The organism is Flagellimonas alginilytica, from assembly GCF_042134605.1.
GTDB lineage: Bacteria > Bacteroidota > Bacteroidia > Flavobacteriales > Flavobacteriaceae > Flagellimonas > Flagellimonas alginolytica.
Map to the genome: position 1 here is coordinate 678,257 of NZ_CP169638.1, position 18,664 is coordinate 696,920.

Consider the following 18,664-nt stretch of genomic DNA (forward strand, 5'->3'; position numbering starts at 1 on the left):
GGGAATCTTTCGAACTACAGCTCCCTAATTTTAATATTCCTGAACCAAGTCTCAAAATACCAATATTGCAGAGAAATCTTGCCTTCGGTAGTTTTTCCGAATTCCGGATATTTGGATAAATGGGTGCCTTTTATCTTTTCTCTCCACTCGTCCGAACCCAAGTCTTCCTCTGCTGTAAGAATACCGTTCAAATAAAACTCAATTTTGCCATCGACTTGTTTTATTCTTGTCCTGTTCCAGTCTCCTTGTTTTACTTCTACCTTATTTTGTTGTGGTAAAAATGCATACAGACATCCGGGGCGTTTAACTGGAACATCGTAATCCATGTGGTCGGCACCCAAAATTTGATATTCTGGACCACTCTGCCATGCCGTGGGGACATCTGGCAGTTCCTGTACGTTTATAAAAATACCGCTGTTTCCATTTCCGACGACCTTCCATTCCAACAAAAGCTCATAGTTCGAATATGATGTATCGGTAACCAGATCGCCTGCGGATAAAGATTCGTTCTTTGTGTTGCTATGCAATGTCCCATCTTCTACTTCCCAAACCGAATCAGCCGTTGGATCATTGTACAAATGCCATCCATCCAAGGTCTCTCCATCGAACAGCAATTCCCACCCTTGCTCCTTTTCGACTTCCAGTAATTGATTGTGCACCGCATTTTCCATTGCTTCCTTTTTAGTGCGCCATGTGTTGGTTTCTTGCTCTTTTTTCTCTGTCTTACAGGATAGAATCACCACTACCAGAATACTTCCAAATATTTTCTTGTTCATAAAGGTTCAAAGAATTTTCAAATGTGCTGTGCTTAAAGATAGAAAAAGTAATCTACTCACTTTTGCCGACCTTCACTATAATGGGTAAAGCAAAGGTGACCTAGGTCACTTAGAAAAAAATGGGGTTTTTATACCTTGCGATATCAATTCTAAAAACAATGAAAGGAAATTTTGCAACATTGATCAACAGTGAGCAGTTAACACTGATCGATTTTTCTGCCGAATGGTGCGGTCCCTGTAAAATGTTGGCTCCTATTTTAAAACAGGTAAAAGATGAAATGGGCGATGATCTAAAAATTGTAAAAATCGATGTGGACAAAAATCAAAGTCTGGCCAATACGTATCAGGTAAGAGGGGTTCCAACCCTGATTTTCTTTAAAAACGGTAAACAACTCTGGAGGAAATCCGGAGTACTCCAAAAAGCAGAACTGGTTCAGCTTGCCAAGTCCTTCTTATAAATAAACCGTATCCATTATTCAAATAAATGAATCACCAAAAATGGCACTGTGGTATTAAAGGTTACTTTTTTAATCACAGGCTCACGGGTCAGTCGCTCAAAAAAAGTATGGTCCTGATTGATCATTACTACCATGTCCAGAGCCCTATCCATGTCAACGACCTTTTGTATGGTCCGGTTTACGGAGTCCTCTTTTTCAATCTCAAAAAATTCATATTCAACATTTGTCAACCGTTTTTCCAGTGCCAATTTGGAGGCTTTTTGTTCTGGCGTTAGGTTATCCATACGTCCTACGTGGGCAATCCATAATTTGGCATTGAAATGCTCTGCCAAGCTCAAAACCGGTTTCAGTTCATAGCTTTCGAACAGGTGCTCGTACCCGGTGGCCAAGAGAATGGCATCCATTTTACCATCAGGTCGATAATCGTCCGGAACCGCAATTATGGGACAAAAATCGATATCCTTGATCACTTTGTAGGTGTTACTTCCCATAAATACTTCCTTTAATCCTGAAGACCCCTTGGTTCCCATCACCACATAATCTATTTCTTCCTTGTAAACTGTTTTTCCCACGGCATTTACCAAGGTACCGGCAACTGACCGTAGAATAAACCGATGTTCTGGATCGGTATCGATTTCCTGAATTTTTTTTAACTCTTGGTTGAGCTCACGTTCGGATTGTTCTTTCATCAAGTTATACAATCGCGTCTCGTTGGCCCCTGCCATTTTAGTGGACAGTCCTGATGCACCTACTTGGTAGGAGTTAAGGAGAAAGAAATCGCAAGGAACGCCCTTAAAGGTTTTTAAAGCATAAGCTATGGCGTTCCAAGAGTTTTTGGAAAAATCCGTTGGCAGTACAATCCGCTTCTTTTTCATCTTGTTCATCTTTTTAAATTCTGCATTACCATAAACGGTATCTTGATCTTTAAGCCGAGCAGGTCCACCGTTGACCTATACAGCATGTCTTCAAAAAAAGAATGTCTTGAATTCATCATAACCAACATGCCCGCCTCTTTTTCCGCTATTTTTTCGAGTATAACTTCTGCCTTGTTTTTAATGGGGGCTGTTTCAAAATACAGATAGGGCTTAGTAAGGGTCTCTTCCAAGAACAGCTTGTTGTCCGCTTGTCGGGGACTGAGCTCATCAAAATCGGTGATGTACAAACAATGCACTTTGGATTTAAACTTGCCGGCCAGGTCTCCCAATAATTTAAGTTCCCTACGTTTATAAGGCAGTAAATAATCGGTCGGGAAAAGAATCGCTTTTGGTTGTTTGTATTCAAAACCCTCTGGCACGGCCAAAACAGGACATTTTACATACTTGAATATTTCTATGGTATAACTACCGAACGTTGTTTTATGATCACTGGTTTCCCCTTTGGTTCCCATGATCACCAAATCGATATTCATTTCATCCACAAAATCATTGACACCATCGACCAGATTATCAAAACAGGCTACGGTTTCAAAATTATGCAGTGGGTTGGGCGGTTCCCCTATAACAGAATCGATCAATTCATCCAGTTTTCGCTCAACCACCTGCTTTTTCTCTTCTTTAATTTTATCAATTCCGTCTTTGTTTGCCGTATTGTACTCTCCATATACCTCTTCGGCAAAGGCATGCAGCACAAAAAAACAACTGCGCTCACATTTGTACAGCTCTTGGGCATACTGTAGTGCATGCAGTGCATTTTTGGAAAAATCGGTAGGGATCAGTATGGTTTTCATGGGTTCCTCGCTTTTCCCAAAGATAGCCCCCAATAAAGTGCAATAAAATGATATTGGTCAATCCCGAAGCCTATGCAACAACCCGCAGCGTTTTATCCTAAAGTCATTTACCTATAAAAAGTGCAAATTAAAAAATACAACCCGAAAACCAATTTCCACATTAATTGAATGCCGTAGAAAACTTCCAACTGGTTTTGTGGTTTTTATTTAATGGCAAATCCAATAACAGGCTTCTTAACATTTCGATGGGCATTCTGCCTTCGTGCATCACCCGGTCGTGGAATTCCTTCTCCGACCAACCTTCTGCCAAAAGTTCATTTCGAAGGGCATAAAATTGCAGGCCTCCCATCATATAGGCCAATTGATACAAGGGTGGATAACTGGTGGTAAAGGAACGTCGGACTTCGCCTTCGGCATTGGCGTATTCGTGACCAACCTCATCCACCAACATATCGATACATTCCTGTGGTGTCATTTCCCCCATATGGAACTTGAGCGAAAATATGATCCGTGCACAGCGGTGAATCCTCCAGAACAACATCCCCATTTTTTGTTCAGGTGTCTGAGGAAACCCTTTGTTCCAAAGAATTATTTCCCAATACAAGGCCCATCCTTCGGTCCAAAATGGAGTGTAAAATGCATTTCGATAAGGTTTATGGCGACTGGTCATAAAATACTGGAGGTTATGCCCTGGCAACAACTCGTGATGGACAACGGCTCTCGAGAAATTGGGATTATTGCCACGCATGCTCATCATTTTGTAATCATGGTCCATTTCCTGCGTTGGGTATGATATGATGATATCCCTTCCCCCCAAAAAGAAAGGGCTTACCTTTTGCCTTTCCGGGCTCATCATTTCCATTCCCCATGTTTCTTTGGCCAGTTCGGGCAATGTGATTAAATCGCGCTCCTCAATAAAATCGACCGATTGCTTATAAAGTTCCATAATGGCCTCTGGCTGCTCTCCTTCGGGAACATAGGTGTTTTTTACATGCTCTAGCGCCGCTTTCCAATCATCTCCATAACCCAACTCTCGAGAGGCTTTGATCATTTCTTGCTTGCACCATTCATATTGGGTTTGGGCCACTTTAATGAGTTCCTCTGGCGTGTAAGGAATAAACTCCATCTCCAAGCTTTCTTGCAGTGCATCTATACCAATAGGTTTGCCCACAATACCACTACCATCGTCCTTAATGCTATTCTTCGAATAATTTTCTTTTAGGAATTCCGCATAGACCGTCAATTTATCATACAATAAGTTATAGGGCCTATCCACCCACCATGTAAAATCCGGGTCGTACCTATAATAGAAATCAAAAGCATTTTTTAATCCTTTTTGAAAGGAAATTACAACGGATGATGCTTTATCCGCAGTTTGCCAATCTTTAAAAGGTTTACTGTTTGATGGCCGCATTGCATTGTCCAAAACTTTGGTCGCTTCTTGCATGATTTTTGCCAAATTCTTGGCATCCGGCCTTTTTCCTCTTCGTCTCGCTTGAATAAAAGAAAGCAATGGGGCAGTAAAATCTACCACATGTGCCACTTCTAAATATTTTTTGTATTCCTGGTCAAGAAAATAGTCCGCTTTGGTCACGGAGTTTTTTAAAAGGATATAATCCACTTTTTCCTGTTGGTTCAAAGTGGAGAAATCCATTTTCTCCAATCGATTATGCCAATTATCATAAAATTTGTTGAAGCGCTCATAATACTCTTCGGATTCTTCCATGATGTAGATATGGTTCAATGCCCTGGTATCTGCCCTAAACTCATCGATCCTATCCGCCAAATCACTATTCTGTGCCATAGCTTGAAGCGAAAATAGAAGTGCGACCATCCACATGGTTCTATTTCCCAAAAAATGCATTGATTTGTTTTCCATATCTCTTGATCTTTATATCACTTGAAACCCGTGTGCGTAGGGATCATCATCATCGATAACAATAGTATTGTACCCTGTAACCTGCGCCCAACCTTGAATACTGGGTATAATGGCTTTTTTATCCGCCAAGACCGATTCCTTTTCTACAATTCCAACAAACTTACTACCAATAAAACTTTCGTGGATATAAGGTTCACCAATCTTCAACTTGCCCTTGGCATATAATTGTGCCATACGGGCCGAAGTGCCTGTGCCGCATGGGGAGCGATCGATTGCTTTATCCCCGTAAAAAACGGCATTTCTTCCAGAAGATGTTGGGTCTATGGGGTCACCGGTCCAAAGCATATGGCTCACATCCCTAATGGTACTATCTTCCGGATGTATAAATATATTCGGATATTTCTCATTGATGCGCTTTCTTACTAGTTGGGAAAAATGTATAATTTGACCTGCGGTAAAATTGTGCACTCCTTCAAAGTTTTTCTGTGGATCTACTATTGCATAATAATTTCCGCCGTAGGCCACATCAAAAATCAACTCGCCCAGCTCAGGACATTCTACGGTCAGGTTTTCTTCCGCTAGGTACGATTTTACATTGACCAAACGAACCCAATCCACTTTTTTTCCGGTTTGCCGGTATTCGATTTCCACCAAACCCGCCGGTGCTTCCATTCGGATTTTTCCCGGAACTTTAGGTTCAATAAGCCCTTCTTCCAAGGCTACGGTAATGGTGCCTATGGTTCCGTGCCCGCACATGGGCAAACAACCGGAGGTTTCAATAAACAGTATGGCAAAATCGTTTGCCGGATCATGCGGTTCGAGCAAGATACTGCCACTCATCATATCATGGCCACGGGGTTCGAACATCAACCCCCTTCGAATCCAATCGAAATCCTTTAAAAAATGTTGCCGCTTCTCGCTCATGTTCTTACCCTGTAAATTTGGGGCTCCACCGGCAACTACCCTTACGGGGTTTCCGCAGGTATGGGCATCTACACAAAAAAATGTTTTTCTCGCCACTAGCTATTTTTTTAAATGGTCCGGCAACAATTCCATGGGAAACGATTGATAGCTAATCGGTCTTACCCATCGTTTTATGGAATGGGTTCCAACCGCGGTAAATCTGGAGTCGGTAGATGCGGGATATGGCCCTCCATGTTGCATGGACGGACATACTTCCACTCCTGTTGGAACTCCGTTGTAAATTATTCTTCCAACTCTGTTTTGAAGGGAATCCACTATCTCCACAAGGTTTAAATCGTCATCTTTTTCTGCGATCAAAGTGCCTGTGAGCTGGCCTTCCAATCCATCTATAATCTGGATAAGCTCTGCTTCGTTTTTACACTGGACCACCATACTGAATGGCCCAAAAACTTCTTGGTGCATTTTAGGGTTCTTTAAAAAGGCTTCGCCAGAAACGGAGGCAATTACAGATGCGGCATCGTTGGGATTTAGCTCCCCTTCATATTTGGCAACTACTTCGACTCCATCCTGCGACAGCACATCTTCTCCTTTTTTCAGGTATCCTTTTTTAATATTCGGATGCAACATACTTTGTGGTGCAATAGCAATGGTCTCCTTTGCCAAATTTTGAACAAATTGCTCGGTATCGGCAGTTTTAATAGTCAGCAAAAGTCCTGGATTTGTGCAAAATTGCCCAGTTCCCAAGGTGATGGAACCTGCATAGGTCTTGGCCAGTTCGTTTCCCCGTTTGGAAACGGCTCTTGCCGTAATGATCACCGGATTGATGCTTCCCATTTCTGCGAAAACCGGTATGGGTTCTTCACGTTTTGTTCCCAAATCGAAAAGTGCCCTACCTCCACCAATACTTCCGGTAAACCCAACGGCCTTTATTTTAGGGTTCGTAACCAAATCCACTCCAGCTTGCACACCTCCATTTATACTGGAAAAAACACCTTGTGGCATTCCTGTTTTTTCGGCGGCCTTTACAATGGCCAGAGCCACTAGTTCGTTGGTACCAGCGTGCATGGGATGCGCCTTTACCACAACTGGACATCCTGCAGCAAGGGCACTTGCTGTATCCCCGCCTGCCGTTGAGTATGCCAAGGGAAAATTACTGGCCCCAAAAACGGCAACTGGCCCCAATGGTATCATGGTTTTTCGAAGATCATCCTTTGGCATAGGTTTCCTGTCCGGCTGTGCAGCATCGAAAGTATTTTCGCGCCAGTCATCGTTTGCAATCAATTCGGCAAAAGAGCGTAATTGAAAAACGGTCCTCCCCCTTTCACCAATTGCACGTCCTTCCGGCAAACCGGACTCCAATATATAGGTATCCACCAAAACCTTGTCCAATGCCAAAATCTCATCTGCAATCGCATTAAGAAACTCTGCTCGCATCTTTCCGGGCATCTTTCTGTATATTTTAAAAGCCGACCATGCCTTCTCCACGGCCGCTTCTATTTCATCCGAAGTCGCCTCGATGTGCACTGTAGGGTTTTGAACATTTTTTTTGGGATCTACGGTTCTAAATTCAACATTGCCATCTGCTTTAAATTTCCCTGCTATACAGTTTTTACCTGTAATCATATTATGCTATTTATATTTTTATAATCCGGTAGTTCCGGTCTGTTTCTCATTGCCGTTTCAATCACATTTAGCACTCTTGCCCTTTCCGCTCCCTCCAAAGGCAAGCGAGGAGCCCGAACATGTTCCGTACCAATGCCTGTGGCCACCTCGGCCAACTTTATGTTTTGAACCAATTGAGGGCTAATATCCAACTCCAATAGTGGCATAAACCATCTATAAATTTTAAGCGCTTCTTGAATTCTGTTGGCCTTCACCAACTCGTAAATGGCCACGGTTTCTGCTGGAAAAGCACAAACCAATCCAGCAACCCACCCTACTGCTCCAATAACCAAGCTTTCCATTCCAAGGGTATCCACTCCCGTGAACACCTTTATTCTATCCGCAAATCTATTTTGTATTCGAATAACATTGGTAATATCCCGGGTCGATTCTTTTATGGCTTCTATATTCTCACATTCGATAAACTCCTCCAACATATCCAAAGTTACCTCTATTTTATAATCCACTGGGTTATTGTACAACATAATAGGTAGGGAAGTACTGTTGGCCACCGCTTTAAAGTAAGTCACGGTTTCCCTATCGGTGGATTTGTAACGCATCGGTGGCAAAAGCATCAATCCATCTGCACCTGATTTTTCGGCCCTTTGAGCTGCTGCAATAGCCCCTTTGGTGCTTTGCTCTGCCACATTCATGATCACAGGAATTTTTCCTTCCGTTAGTTCTACACATTTCCTGATCAGGATTTCCTTTTCCTCTTGCTCCAATGTACTTGCCTCACCCAAAGTGCCCCCTAAAATAATCCCGTGTACACCAGCTTCGATTTGTGCTTGAATATTTTTTTGGAACATTACAAGATCCAAAGCATCCTCTTTTGTAAACTTTGTTGTTACCGCAGGCATTACGCCTTCCCATTTTACCATAGTTTCTAAAATTATATGATTTAAAATTACAAAGAGACCGGAAAGGTAGTTTATAGTACTATTAGTACATTTTGATACTATATTACCCTATTTTTGACATCAAACTTGCAATTAAATCAATTTAAGCTCACCCATGAAGGTCTTACCCTTTAAAATTCCAAAACCAAAAAATGAAGCTCTCGTTTATCAAATAGATAGGGAACATGCTTTTTATGACCAATTGCACCAACATGGGGAAATCCAGATCAGTTATGTGGAAAAAGGTTCAGGTACATTGATCGTCGGCGACCGTATAAACGATTACAAAGCTGGGGACATTCTTGTAATCGGCAGTTATATTCCTCATGTGTTCCGAAGTGATGCCCGGCACAAAGAGGAGTCCTTAATGCACACCCTTTTTTTTAATCAAGATGCCTTTGGCAAAGACTTTTTTCAACTGGCAGATCTATCGTCCACCCAAAATTTCTTTAAAAAAGCGGAGTTTGGTATGATGGTCTTGACTCAAAAAACTAAAATAATCCCCCTGTTCGATTCACTGTCCAAACAAAGCAAAGTGGAACAGATCTCCTCACTATTATTGATTATACATTATATCAACAAGTCCAAAACCGTTCCGCTTTCTTCTTTTATCTACAGAAAAAGTTTTTCGGACGACGAGGGAAAACGAATGGGCAAAGTTTATGACTATGCCATGGAGAAATATGGTGAGAACATCACCTTGGAGGAAATTGCTGAAACGGCCAACATGACGAAGAATGCTTTTTGCAGATATTTTAAAAAACGAACCAACAAGACATTTTTTCAATTTTTGATCGAGATACGAATCGAGAATGCCTGTAAACTGATGCTTAAACAACCTGAGCTGTCGATCGGGACCATAGCCGAACAATGCGGGTTTAACAATATTGCCAATTTCAACCGAAAGTTTAAAACATACAAACATTGTACACCAACACAGTACCGTGCGCAATTTTAATACAGTGAACCTAGTTTTGGAAGCTGCTGAGTTTATCCATAATTTCATTCTTTTATTAGAGTCAGTAATTTGTACACTATAATCGACATAGAGACAACGGGAAACGGAGTCAAGGGCAACAAGATCACCGAAATATCCATTTTTAAATATGATGGAAATCAAATTGTGGATGAATTCACATCTTTGGTGAACCCGCAAAGCCCCATCCCCTATTTTATTACCGGGCTCACGGGAATCGATGATCAAATGGTACAAAATGCCCCAACTTTCCTTGAGATTTCCGAAAATATACTGAGTATTACGGAGGGCTGTATTTTTGTGGCGCACTCCGTTAATTTTGATTACGGGGTGATCAAGGAAGAGTTTCGGCAGATTGGTATCGATTTTACTAGAAAAAAACTCTGCACGGTACGTTTGTCCAGAAAGTTGATTCCAGGTCTCCATTCGTACAGTTTGGGCAAATTATGCTCCGCCATCGAGATTCCATTGACGGACCGGCACCGTGCGCGAGGAGATGCACACGCTACGGTTCTTCTATTTGAACAACTCTTGGCCAAACCGGATTCGGAAACGGTGTTCAAAAAGTTTTTGAACGCCCGAAGCCAAGAAGCTACCCTTCCGCCCCATTTGCCCAAATCGGTATTTGACCGTATTCCCCAGAAACCGGGCATCTACTATTTTATGAACCAAAAAGGGGAGATTATTTATGTGGGAAAGGCCATTAACCTAAAAAAACGGGTGTTGGGACATTTTTACGACAAAAGCCGAAAAGAAATTCAAATGTGCAGCGAGACGGCCAACATTGATTTTAAACTCGCGGGGAGTGAACTGGTAGCTCTTTTAATGGAATCCGCGGAGATCAAACGGCTATTCCCACCCTATAACCGTGCCCAAAAAAGAATGGGAAAGCAGTACGCCATATTCTCTTATGAGGACCGGAACGGCATAACACACTTGGCTTTCAACACTATTAAAGGGGTGCCCGACCCATTGAAGATCTTTCATAACCAAACGGATTGCAGAGCGTATCTCGAGGAGATATGCAAAAGCTTTTCGTTGTGTCCAAAATACTGTCATCTACAACAGACCACATCGGCCTGTTCCCATCATCAAATTACCTCATGCCAAGGCATTTGCAAGGGAGAAGAATCCGTTGCCGATTATAACGGAAAAGTGCAGGAAGCAATACAACACATGAAAATGCTCGCTTCCGAAGTGAGGGTTATCAAAGAAAAAGGAAGAGAACCCAATGAAAACGCCATAATCCTAATAGCCGATGGTGTGTACAAGGGCTTTGGATTTATTGATACGGACATTGAAATTTCTTCTTTAGAGGATCTAACGGCTTTTATCACTCCTCAAAAACATACGGTGGAAACGGAAAGCATACTTACACAATACCTTTTAAAAGAGCCGACCACCCAAATATTTAACGTCGCCACATAAAAATGCCCCCAAAATCGGGGGCACTTTAAAACACAAATAACTACAACAAGTTAAAGTAAAGTATTATTTAAACTGAGCAGTTTCCGTACTATCTTTCATGGCCATGGTGCTCGCTTTTCCCGAAGTAACCACGTTTTGCACCATATCAAAATAGGACGTACCCACAAAACCTTGGTGTTTTACCGCTTTAAAGCCGTCTTTTTGCAAAGCAAACTCACGTTCTTGCAATTCTGAATAACCGGCCATACCCCTTTCTTTATAGGATTTTGAAAGTTCGAACATACTGGTGTTGAGGGCATGGAAACCGGCAAGGGTAATAAATTGGAACTTGTAGCCCAAAGCGGCGAGTTCCTCTCTAAAACCTTCCATTTCCTTAACGGATAGTTTTGCAGCCCAATTAAAGGATGGCGAACAATTATAGGCCAACATTTTGTCTGGATATTTACTGTGGATGGCCTCAGCAAATTTTCGTGCTTGTTCCAAGTCGGGGTTCGAAGTTTCCAACCAAATCAAATCGGCGAATGGAGCATAGCTCAGTCCACGGTCGATACCCTGATCTAGACCATTGTTCACATAAAAGAAGCCTTCTGGAGATCTTTCGCCCGTTAAAAATTTATGATCTCTGTCATCAATATCACTGGTCAACAGATTTGCCGCATCAGCATCGGTACGAGCAATAATTATTGATGGCACACCCATTACATCGGCAGCCAATCGAGCTGCAATTAACTTATTTATGGCTTCCTGGGTCGGTACCAGAACCTTTCCCCCCAAGTGCCCACATTTTTTGGCAGAACTTAACTGGTCTTCAAAATGCACTCCGGAGGCTCCGTTTTCTATCATGGATTTCATCAATTCATAGGCATTGAGGTTACCTCCAAAACCTGCTTCTGCATCGGCCACGATAGGCACCAAATAATCTTTTTTCGCCTCGATTTCGTTTACCGTTTGAATTTGATCGGCGCGCAAAAGGGCATTATTGATCCGTTTAACCACCATGGGCACGCTATTGGCCGGATACAATGATTGATCGGGATACATTTCCCCAGCCAGATTGGCATCTGCCGCTACTTGCCATCCGCTCAAATAAATGGCGTCCAGTCCGGCCTCGACTTCCTGTATGGCCTGGTTACCGGTCAATGCGCCCAGACCTGCAACAAAATCTTGGGTATTCAATTTTTCCCATAGCTTTTCGGCCCCTAAACGTGCAATGGAATGGTCTATCTCATAAGATCCCCGAAGCTTTATAACTTCTTCTGCGGTATACGGGCGTTCCACACCTTTCCATCGCGGGTTAACGGTCCAATCTGTTACCAATGCTTGAATTTTCTCCTTTTTTTCCATAATTTTATAATTCGAAATTTGACTTGAATCCCAGGTAATGTTCGCGCATTCTTGGGATTTTTTTGATTAATATGCTTTGTTTAAGTTATATCTCACGATAGGCCTTGGTGGTCAGAAATTCTTCAAACTTATCTGCCCTCACCAGCTTATCGAACAATTTGATGGCTTCATCAAATTTGGTATTGTGCAAATTGCCCTCACCTACCAAGTGTCGGATTTTTGCGATTTCTTCTTCCAACAGTTTTGTATAGAGAGCTTCGGTCAGTTTTCTACCATCATCCAACCTAACCGTAAATTTTAGCCATTGCCACAATTGTGTCCTGGAGATTTCGGCCGTTGCCGCATCTTCCATTAAGTTATTGATGGCCACACACCCGTTGCCCCGCAACCAAGACTCCATGTACAGTATGCCAACGGAAATATTCTTACGGACCCCTTTTTCGGTAACTGTACCTTTAGGAATGGCAAGTAGATCGGAAGCCGCTATTGAATCCTCTTCCCGGAGCACATCGTGTTGATTTGCACTGGGCATGTGTGCATCAAAGATATCCTTGGCAATTTTCACCAACCCGGGATGCGCCACCCATGTGCCATCGTGCCCGTTTTTAACCTCCCTTTCCTTATCCAATCGTACTTTTTCAAGTGCCTTTTCATTGGCAATGGGGTTGTTGTTGATAGGTATTTGCGCTGCCATACCGCCCATTGCGTGAATACCTCTTTTATGGCAACGCTGTATCACCAGTTTTGAATAGGCATCCATAAAGGGCACTGTCATGGTCACCTGATCTCTGTCCGGCAAAATAAATTCGGGATGATTTTTAAATTTTTTGATGTAGGAAAAAATATAATCCCATCGGCCACAATTAAGACCTACAATATGGTTTTTCAGCTCGTAAATGATCTCGTCCAATTGAAAACTGGCCGTTATGGTCTCGATCAAAACCGTTGCCTTGAAGGTTCCTACCGGAACGTTCAGGTATTCTTCAGCAAATGTCATTACCTCGTTCCACCATCTGGCCTCCAAGTAATGTTCCAACTTGGGCAAGTAGAAATATGGAGCGGATTTCCTGTTGCGCAATATCTCCGTGTTGTGGAACACATACAAACCAAAATCGACCAAACTGCCCGAAGCCTCCTCACCATCGATCAAGATATGTCTCTCGTTCAAATGCAGTCCACGGGGCCTCACCAAAAGAACGGCTACCTCCTCGTTCAACTTATAGTTTTTACCTTTTTTTGAATCATAATAGGTAATGGTGCGCTTATTTGCATCTATTAAGTTCTGCTGGCCTTGCATACAATTATACCAAGTCGGCGCATTGCTGTCCTCAAAATCGGCCATAAAGGTCTTGGCGCCGGAGTTCAAAGCGTTGATCACCATTTTCCGGTCCACCGGCCCGGTAATCTCCACCCTTCTGTCCTGTAAGTCTTCTGGAATTCCTTTTACCTTCCAATCTACGGTTCTTGTCTGTTCCGTTTCTTTGGGGAAATCCGGTAAAGTACCGGCATCAAATTGTGCTTGCCGCTTAGTTCGTTCGTCCAGCAACTGCAACCTGGATCTATTGAACTTTTGATGCAATGCAATCAAAAAATCAAAAGCCCGATTTGTCAACAGTTCTGGGTAGTAGTTCTTCACCTCTTTTGCAAATTGCAATTTGGTATTGGTCATAACTGCTTGTTCCATAGTACTTTTAAATTTATGAAACAAGGTTAACGCAAACGTTTGAAAAAAACAAGCGAACGTTCGCTAATTTATATTTATTCGCTTTTTTTATCATATTCGCAAAAAGAGCTATCTTTGATCGAGAAAAATGGAAGAAGAATATATTAAACTGATTTTTGGGCTAAAGCTCAAGCAGATACGGACCAAAAGAAAACTTTCGTTGTTTGGTTTGTCCAAACTATCCGGACTCTCCAAATCTTACCTCAACGAAATCGAAAAAGGGAAAAAGTATCCCAAAACGGATAAAATTGCCCTTCTAGCGGAAAAATTGGAAGTTCCCTACGATAATATGGTTTCCCTTAAGTTGGACAAAAATCTAGCTCCTGTCGGCGAATTGCTAAAGTCCAAAGTTTTGAAAGAACTTCCCTTGGAACTGTTCGGGATCAAGGAAAGTGACCTTATTGACATTGTAGCCAACGCCCCTACCAAGGTAAATGCTTTTATCAGCACCATTATTGAGATTGCCAAACACTACAACTTTGGCAAGGAAAGCTTTTACTTGGCCTCCTTGCGTTCTTTCCAAGAGGCCAGCAATAACTTTTTCCCCGAATTGGAGGAGGCGGCAGAGAATTTTACCAAAGCGTATCAGGTCAATTCTAAAAAGTCACCAACATCAACGGAACTAGAAGAAATATTGGTGGAGGAATATGGCTATTCCATTAATAATGACGAACTGACCCGATATAAGGAACTGGACAACCTACGGTCTATTTTTATCCCCAAAACAAAAACACTTTTGGTAGCGGACCATATCGATGAGGCACAACGGGCTTTTATCTATGCCAAAGAAATCGGGTACAATTATTTAAACATCGAAGAACGACTGTACACATTTACCTGGATCAAATTCAACAATTTTGATCAAGTGCTCAATAATTTTTACGCTTCTTATTTTGCTGGAGCTCTGGTCATCCCGAGGCACTTGATCAAACAAAATCTAGAGACCTTTTTAGCCAAACCAAAATTCGACAAATCGTTTCTCACCGAAATCAAGAACAGTTTTAATGCGTCGCCGGAATCACTTTACCAGAGACTGACGAACATCTTGCCCAACGATTACCAGCTGGAAAACCTATTCTTTCTTCGGTTGGGGCATAAAGAAGGAAGCAATCGATTCCATATTACCAAAGAATTGCACCTTACCCACCACCATTCACCACACGGAAACGAATCCAACGAAAAATATTGTCGCCGTTGGGTCTCTATCCGGGTGTTGCAGGAAATTTCAAAAACATCGGCCGAGCACCTCATGGATGTTCAGATCTCGCATTACCCAAACGACGGTTTATCCTATCTTATTTTTTCCAGTGCTACGGCAGATCCATTTAAAAAAGACGAATATAGGAGTGTAAGTCTTGGACTATTGATCAATACAGAACTCCAAAAGAAAGTAAAGTTTTTGGATGATCCCAAAATAAAAACCTACCATGTTGGCGTTACTTGCGAGCGTTGTTCCATAAAAGATTGTGATGTAAGACAATCACCTCCTGTGGTGTTGCAAAAAAAACAACAGAACTTGAAAACCGAATCAGTGGTGGAAGAACTGCAGCAGAAATTCAGTTAGGTTACGCTTTTGGTTTTAACAGTACATTAAAAACAGCTTCGTCTTCCAATAGTTGAAATCCGTTGTGCAGATGGGACTGTTCCACGGCGTAAGGATAGAACGAAATCGGCTCGATACATACCATATTCCGAACTTCCGTCCAGCACATAAAATTTCCAAAACCTTTGGTCTCGATGGTAATCTCCTTTTCATCCTTTAGTGTGATGGAGGTACAATCCGCTACCTGCAGTGCCCTACTCCCAACAGCCAAAACTTCGTCCAAGGTTATTTCCCTGTTTTTGGTCACAATGGTGGGTGCACTGGAATACAACTTAAAAGTTGGATGATACCCCAACATAAAGGGCATTCCTTGCTCGCCGGTAATTCTAAAACTGATTTCCAACGAATCCTCGTGCAACACAAACGATTTTTTAAACTTGAAATCATATGGCCAGATCAACGCTTCTTCAGTGGATTTTTCCGGGAACTTGGCATTGAAAACTTCAGTGCCCGCTTTATACTTTTTTTCGTAAACGGCTGTAGTATCCGAATGGTTTGCCAGTTTATATTCCATTTGACGTAGATGACCATGTTGGTCCTGTACAGCAGGGCCTTTTGGGGTTTGAACCCTAAAACCGGCTTTGTTAACTGGCCCGATAATAGGGAACATTTCGGTATCCGAACTACTCCAGCCCGGGCTTCCTTTTTGATGGATAAATTCAAATCCGTTAACCTTGTAACCGACCAACTCTCCTTTATCTATGCTTATTTCGCTTGTATTGTTTTTTAGCTGAATCATCTTCTTAATTTTTGGTTATTCGAACTGGATGGCTTTTACAGGTGTAATCTTTGTGATAATGTACGATGGGATCAAAAGCATTAACAAACAAAGTACCATGACCCCAATATTCAAAAATATAATTGTGGACAGATCCATATGTACGGGAATGTACTCAATATAATATTCTTGCGGGTTTGGAAATTTGAACATTCGATACCTGTCCTGAAGAAAAATAACCCCCAATCCGATAAGGTTACCCCAAAATAGCCCAATGGCAATCAAATAGGCTGCGTTATATAAAAATACCTTTCGGATGCTCCAGTTCGCCGACCCCAACGCTTTAAGAATTCCTATCATTTGGGTACGTTCCAAAATCAAAACCAGTAAAGCGGTAATCATATTTATACCGCCCACAATGATCATAATCCCAATGATCAAAGCAATATTGAAATCAAAAAGTCCGATCCATTCAAAAATTCGGAAATACTTGTTCTTTATATTTTGGGTATCCAAAACAGAGATCGTTTTGTTATATATTTCGTTACTTTTTTCTTCAAGTTGGTCGAAATCCTCAATAAATACCTCAAAGTTTCCAATTTGATTTTCCTCCCATTTGTTCATTCGTTGGATATGTCGGATATCCACGAACACGTAGGTTTCATCAAACTCCTCGAAACCACTGTCATAAATACCCACAATATCGAACCGTCTATTATTCGGTGGCTTGGAGGCATCCCCATCCCTCAGAAAAAAGGAAAAAAAGCTATCACCGGTCTTTAGTTGCAACCTATTGGCCATTAATTTGGAGATCAACACCTCTTCGTTCAACTCATCGCTATAATCGGGCAACCTACCGTCCACCAGATATTCCTTGAACGTACTCCAATCATAATCGCTCCCAACCCCTTTGGCCAACATCCCTTCAAAAGTATCTGCAGTTCTAATAATTCCTCCTTTGGTGGCTACGGCCTGTACGTGCTTTATACCCTCAACGTTCAAAAACTCTGGATAAAAGTCCTGATCAATGGAAATTGGTTTCAAGGAAACCTCGGAGTTGTTATTATCAAAATTGGAAATTTGGATATGTCCGTTAAAGGCTGCAACCTTTTCTCGAACCTTGTTTTTAAGGCCCACACCTGTCGCTATGGCAATCAACATCATTACAACACCGATGGCAATTGCCGCAATGGCAATTTTTATAATCGGGGCGGAAATACTAATTTTATGCTCCTTCCCTGTAACAAGGCGTTTGGCTATAAATAATTCTAAATTCAACGAATGTCCATTTTATCTAGATTCAAAAGTACATTTTTATTGTTGTTTTTAATGCTTTCCGCATGCAAGGGTCAACAAAAAGAAGACAATTCCGATACCAAGGCACAAACAGCCTCTCCCCCGTCCATAAAAGTGGCCGCCAACCGAACCGAGGCCTATGCCCCCCTTTTAAAAGAAAAATCAGTAGGAATTGTAGCCAACCCAACAAGCGTTATTTTCAAAGAAAAAGGCTACACACATTTGGTGGACTCTTTGCTTTCTTTAGGTGTCGATATTAAAAAAGTATTTGCCCCGGAACACGGTTTTCGAGGTACCGCAGATGCGGGAGAGCACGTGAAGGACGGTATGGATACGCGAACGGGACTGCCTTTAATTTCCCTTTATGGCAAAAATAAAAAACCTTCCAAAGAGCTACTCGAAGAGCTCGATGTTGTGGTTTTTGACATTCAGGATGTCGGGGTCAGGTTTTACACCTACATTGCCACACTGGAATTGGTAATGGAGGCTTGTGCCGAAAACAACAAACCCATAATTGTGTTGGATAGGCCCAACCCCAATGGACATTATGTGGATGGCCCCACCATGATGAAGGAGCACACAGGATATTTGGGAATGAACACTATACCGTTGGTGTACGGGATGACGATGGGCGAATATGCCTTAATGCTGAACGGTGAAAAATGGATGGAAAACGGTATAAAAGCCGACTTAACAGTTATAGAACTCGAAAATTATACACACGATTCGGAGTACCATTTGCCTATCCGACCTTCCCCGAATTTGCCCAACGATACATCGATTACATTATACCCCAGCTTAGGACTTTTCGAGGGCACCAATGTGAATGCAGGCAGGGGCACCGAATCCCAATTTCAGCGCTATGGCGCATCCTTTATGGATAGTACGGCCTATGATTTCAGTTATGTGCCTAAACCTAATTTTGGCTCCAAATATCCTAAAGAAGAAGGCAAGACCTGCTACGGCAAAGATCTGTCCAAAACGCCAAGGATGAACAAAGTAAGCATGGAGTGGATCATTGATGCCTACAACAACACCTTGGATAAATCAAAGTTCTTTTTAACCAATGGGTTTACCAAACATGCCGGCACGCCTTTGCTCCAACAACAGATTGAAGAAGGTATGACCAATGAAGAAATCCGGGCGACTTGGCAGAATGATCTGAAAGAATTCAAAAAGATCAGGGCAAAGTATTTGATCTATGATTAGTTTTTTGAATTGAAATTTTATCCAAAAAAACATTTCTTGTAAA

Annotated in this window: 16 protein-coding genes; 5 read left to right on the plus strand and 11 right to left on the minus strand. The window is 42.0% G+C overall.

Annotation, left to right across the window (positions count from 1 at the left end; translation table 11 throughout):
- Positions 1–14: 14 nt before the first annotated feature.
- The gene (locus tag ABTP35_RS03010; protein WP_293293991.1) at positions 15–776 is read right to left on the minus strand and encodes a DUF1080 domain-containing protein; all 762 of its coding nucleotides are present in this window, start codon (positions 774–776) and stop codon (positions 15–17) included.
- 158 nt (positions 777–934) lie between these two features.
- Between ABTP35_RS03010 and trxA the strand changes: the two genes are divergently transcribed.
- Positions 935–1,234 (plus strand): thioredoxin, encoded by a 300-nt coding sequence (gene trxA, locus ABTP35_RS03015; protein ID WP_252080491.1) that lies wholly within the window; start codon positions 935–937, stop codon positions 1,232–1,234.
- A 14-nt stretch (positions 1,235–1,248) separates the two neighbouring features.
- Here the strand turns inward: trxA and ABTP35_RS03020 are convergent, their stop codons facing one another.
- From ABTP35_RS03020 to ABTP35_RS03045, 6 genes are all read right to left on the minus strand, one after another.
- Complete coding sequence (locus ABTP35_RS03020; RefSeq protein WP_293293989.1) at positions 1,249–2,109, minus strand: universal stress protein; 861 nt, start codon at positions 2,107–2,109, stop codon at positions 1,249–1,251.
- Positions 2,110–2,114: 5 nt separating this feature from the next.
- Positions 2,115–2,960: a universal stress protein gene (locus tag ABTP35_RS03025; RefSeq protein ID WP_293293987.1), complete on the minus strand. Its 846-nt coding sequence runs from the start codon at positions 2,958–2,960 to the stop codon at positions 2,115–2,117.
- A 160-nt stretch (positions 2,961–3,120) separates the two neighbouring features.
- Positions 3,121–4,839 (minus strand): DUF885 family protein, encoded by a 1,719-nt coding sequence (locus tag ABTP35_RS03030; protein WP_293293985.1) that lies wholly within the window; start codon positions 4,837–4,839, stop codon positions 3,121–3,123.
- A gap of 12 nt (positions 4,840–4,851) precedes the next feature.
- Positions 4,852–5,859 carry a 4-hydroxyproline epimerase gene (locus ABTP35_RS03035; protein ID WP_293293983.1) on the minus strand — a complete coding sequence of 336 codons (1,008 nt, stop codon included), beginning with the start codon at positions 5,857–5,859 and terminating at the stop codon, positions 4,852–4,854.
- Between the two features lie 3 nt (positions 5,860–5,862).
- Positions 5,863–7,386 carry an aldehyde dehydrogenase (NADP(+)) gene (locus ABTP35_RS03040; protein ID WP_293293981.1) on the minus strand — a complete coding sequence of 508 codons (1,524 nt, stop codon included), beginning with the start codon at positions 7,384–7,386 and terminating at the stop codon, positions 5,863–5,865.
- A complete protein-coding gene (locus ABTP35_RS03045) occupies positions 7,383–8,306 on the minus strand; it encodes a dihydrodipicolinate synthase family protein (RefSeq protein WP_293293979.1) in 924 nt (307 codons plus the stop codon). Before ABTP35_RS03045 ends, ABTP35_RS03040 begins: the two co-directional genes overlap by 4 nt.
- A 133-nt stretch (positions 8,307–8,439) precedes the next feature.
- Here ABTP35_RS03045 and ABTP35_RS03050 point away from each other — a divergent pair, with 133 nt between their 5' ends.
- A complete protein-coding gene (locus ABTP35_RS03050) occupies positions 8,440–9,282 on the plus strand; it encodes an AraC family transcriptional regulator (RefSeq protein WP_293293977.1) in 843 nt (280 codons plus the stop codon).
- 69 nt (positions 9,283–9,351) lie between these two features.
- Positions 9,352–10,728, plus strand: a complete 1,377-nt coding sequence (locus ABTP35_RS03055) for an exonuclease domain-containing protein (protein ID WP_375334449.1) — start codon at positions 9,352–9,354, stop codon at positions 10,726–10,728.
- Positions 10,729–10,791: 63 nt separating this feature from the next.
- Here ABTP35_RS03055 and aceA read toward each other — a convergent pair whose 3' ends face one another.
- Positions 10,792–12,072, minus strand: a complete 1,281-nt coding sequence (gene aceA, locus ABTP35_RS03060; RefSeq protein ID WP_375334450.1) for an isocitrate lyase — start codon at positions 12,070–12,072, stop codon at positions 10,792–10,794.
- Positions 12,073–12,157: 85 nt separating this feature from the next.
- The gene (aceB, locus tag ABTP35_RS03065) at positions 12,158–13,756 is read right to left on the minus strand and encodes a malate synthase A (RefSeq protein WP_293293975.1); all 1,599 of its coding nucleotides are present in this window, start codon (positions 13,754–13,756) and stop codon (positions 12,158–12,160) included.
- Positions 13,757–13,883: 127 nt separating this feature from the next.
- Between aceB and ABTP35_RS03070 the strand changes: the two genes are divergently transcribed.
- Positions 13,884–15,359: an XRE family transcriptional regulator gene (locus ABTP35_RS03070; protein ID WP_293293973.1), complete on the plus strand. Its 1,476-nt coding sequence runs from the start codon at positions 13,884–13,886 to the stop codon at positions 15,357–15,359.
- A gap of 1 nt (position 15,360) precedes the next feature.
- On the opposite strand, the gene ABTP35_RS03075 is transcribed toward ABTP35_RS03070, so the two are convergent.
- Both ABTP35_RS03075 and ABTP35_RS03080 read right to left on the minus strand, forming a co-directional pair.
- The gene (locus ABTP35_RS03075; protein ID WP_293293971.1) at positions 15,361–16,137 is read right to left on the minus strand and encodes an aldose 1-epimerase; all 777 of its coding nucleotides are present in this window, start codon (positions 16,135–16,137) and stop codon (positions 15,361–15,363) included.
- Between the two features lie 15 nt (positions 16,138–16,152).
- Positions 16,153–17,394, minus strand: coding sequence for an ABC transporter permease (locus ABTP35_RS03080; protein WP_224837479.1), 1,242 nt, complete (start codon positions 17,392–17,394; stop codon positions 16,153–16,155).
- 3 nt (positions 17,395–17,397) lie between these two features.
- Between ABTP35_RS03080 and ABTP35_RS03085 the strand changes: the two genes are divergently transcribed.
- Positions 17,398–18,621: a DUF1343 domain-containing protein gene (locus tag ABTP35_RS03085; protein WP_293293968.1), complete on the plus strand. Its 1,224-nt coding sequence runs from the start codon at positions 17,398–17,400 to the stop codon at positions 18,619–18,621.
- Positions 18,622–18,664 lie beyond the last annotated feature (43 nt).

Bases quoted from the DNA above. Each gene is read 5' to 3' on its own strand.
- ABTP35_RS03010 (WP_293293991.1), bottom strand. From the start codon at position 776: ATGAACAAGAAAATATTTGGAAGTATTCTGGTAGTGGTGATTCTATCC.
- trxA (WP_252080491.1), top strand. From the start codon at position 935: ATGAAAGGAAATTTTGCAACATTGATCAACAGTGAGCAGTTAACACTG.
- ABTP35_RS03020 (WP_293293989.1), bottom strand. From the start codon at position 2,109: ATGAAAAAGAAGCGGATTGTACTGCCAACGGATTTTTCCAAAAACTCT.
- ABTP35_RS03025 (WP_293293987.1), bottom strand. From the start codon at position 2,960: ATGAAAACCATACTGATCCCTACCGATTTTTCCAAAAATGCACTGCAT.
- ABTP35_RS03030 (WP_293293985.1), bottom strand. From the start codon at position 4,839: ATGGAAAACAAATCAATGCATTTTTTGGGAAATAGAACCATGTGGATG.
- ABTP35_RS03040 (WP_293293981.1), bottom strand. From the start codon at position 7,386: ATGATTACAGGTAAAAACTGTATAGCAGGGAAATTTAAAGCAGATGGC.
- ABTP35_RS03045 (WP_293293979.1), bottom strand. From the start codon at position 8,306: ATGGTAAAATGGGAAGGCGTAATGCCTGCGGTAACAACAAAGTTTACA.
- ABTP35_RS03050 (WP_293293977.1), top strand. From the start codon at position 8,440: ATGAAGGTCTTACCCTTTAAAATTCCAAAACCAAAAAATGAAGCTCTC.
- aceA (WP_375334450.1), bottom strand. From the start codon at position 12,072: ATGGAAAAAAAGGAGAAAATTCAAGCATTGGTAACAGATTGGACCGTT.
- aceB (WP_293293975.1), bottom strand. From the start codon at position 13,756: ATGGAACAAGCAGTTATGACCAATACCAAATTGCAATTTGCAAAAGAG.
- ABTP35_RS03070 (WP_293293973.1), top strand. From the start codon at position 13,884: ATGGAAGAAGAATATATTAAACTGATTTTTGGGCTAAAGCTCAAGCAG.
- ABTP35_RS03075 (WP_293293971.1), bottom strand. From the start codon at position 16,137: ATGATTCAGCTAAAAAACAATACAAGCGAAATAAGCATAGATAAAGGA.
- ABTP35_RS03085 (WP_293293968.1), top strand. From the start codon at position 17,398: ATGTCCATTTTATCTAGATTCAAAAGTACATTTTTATTGTTGTTTTTA.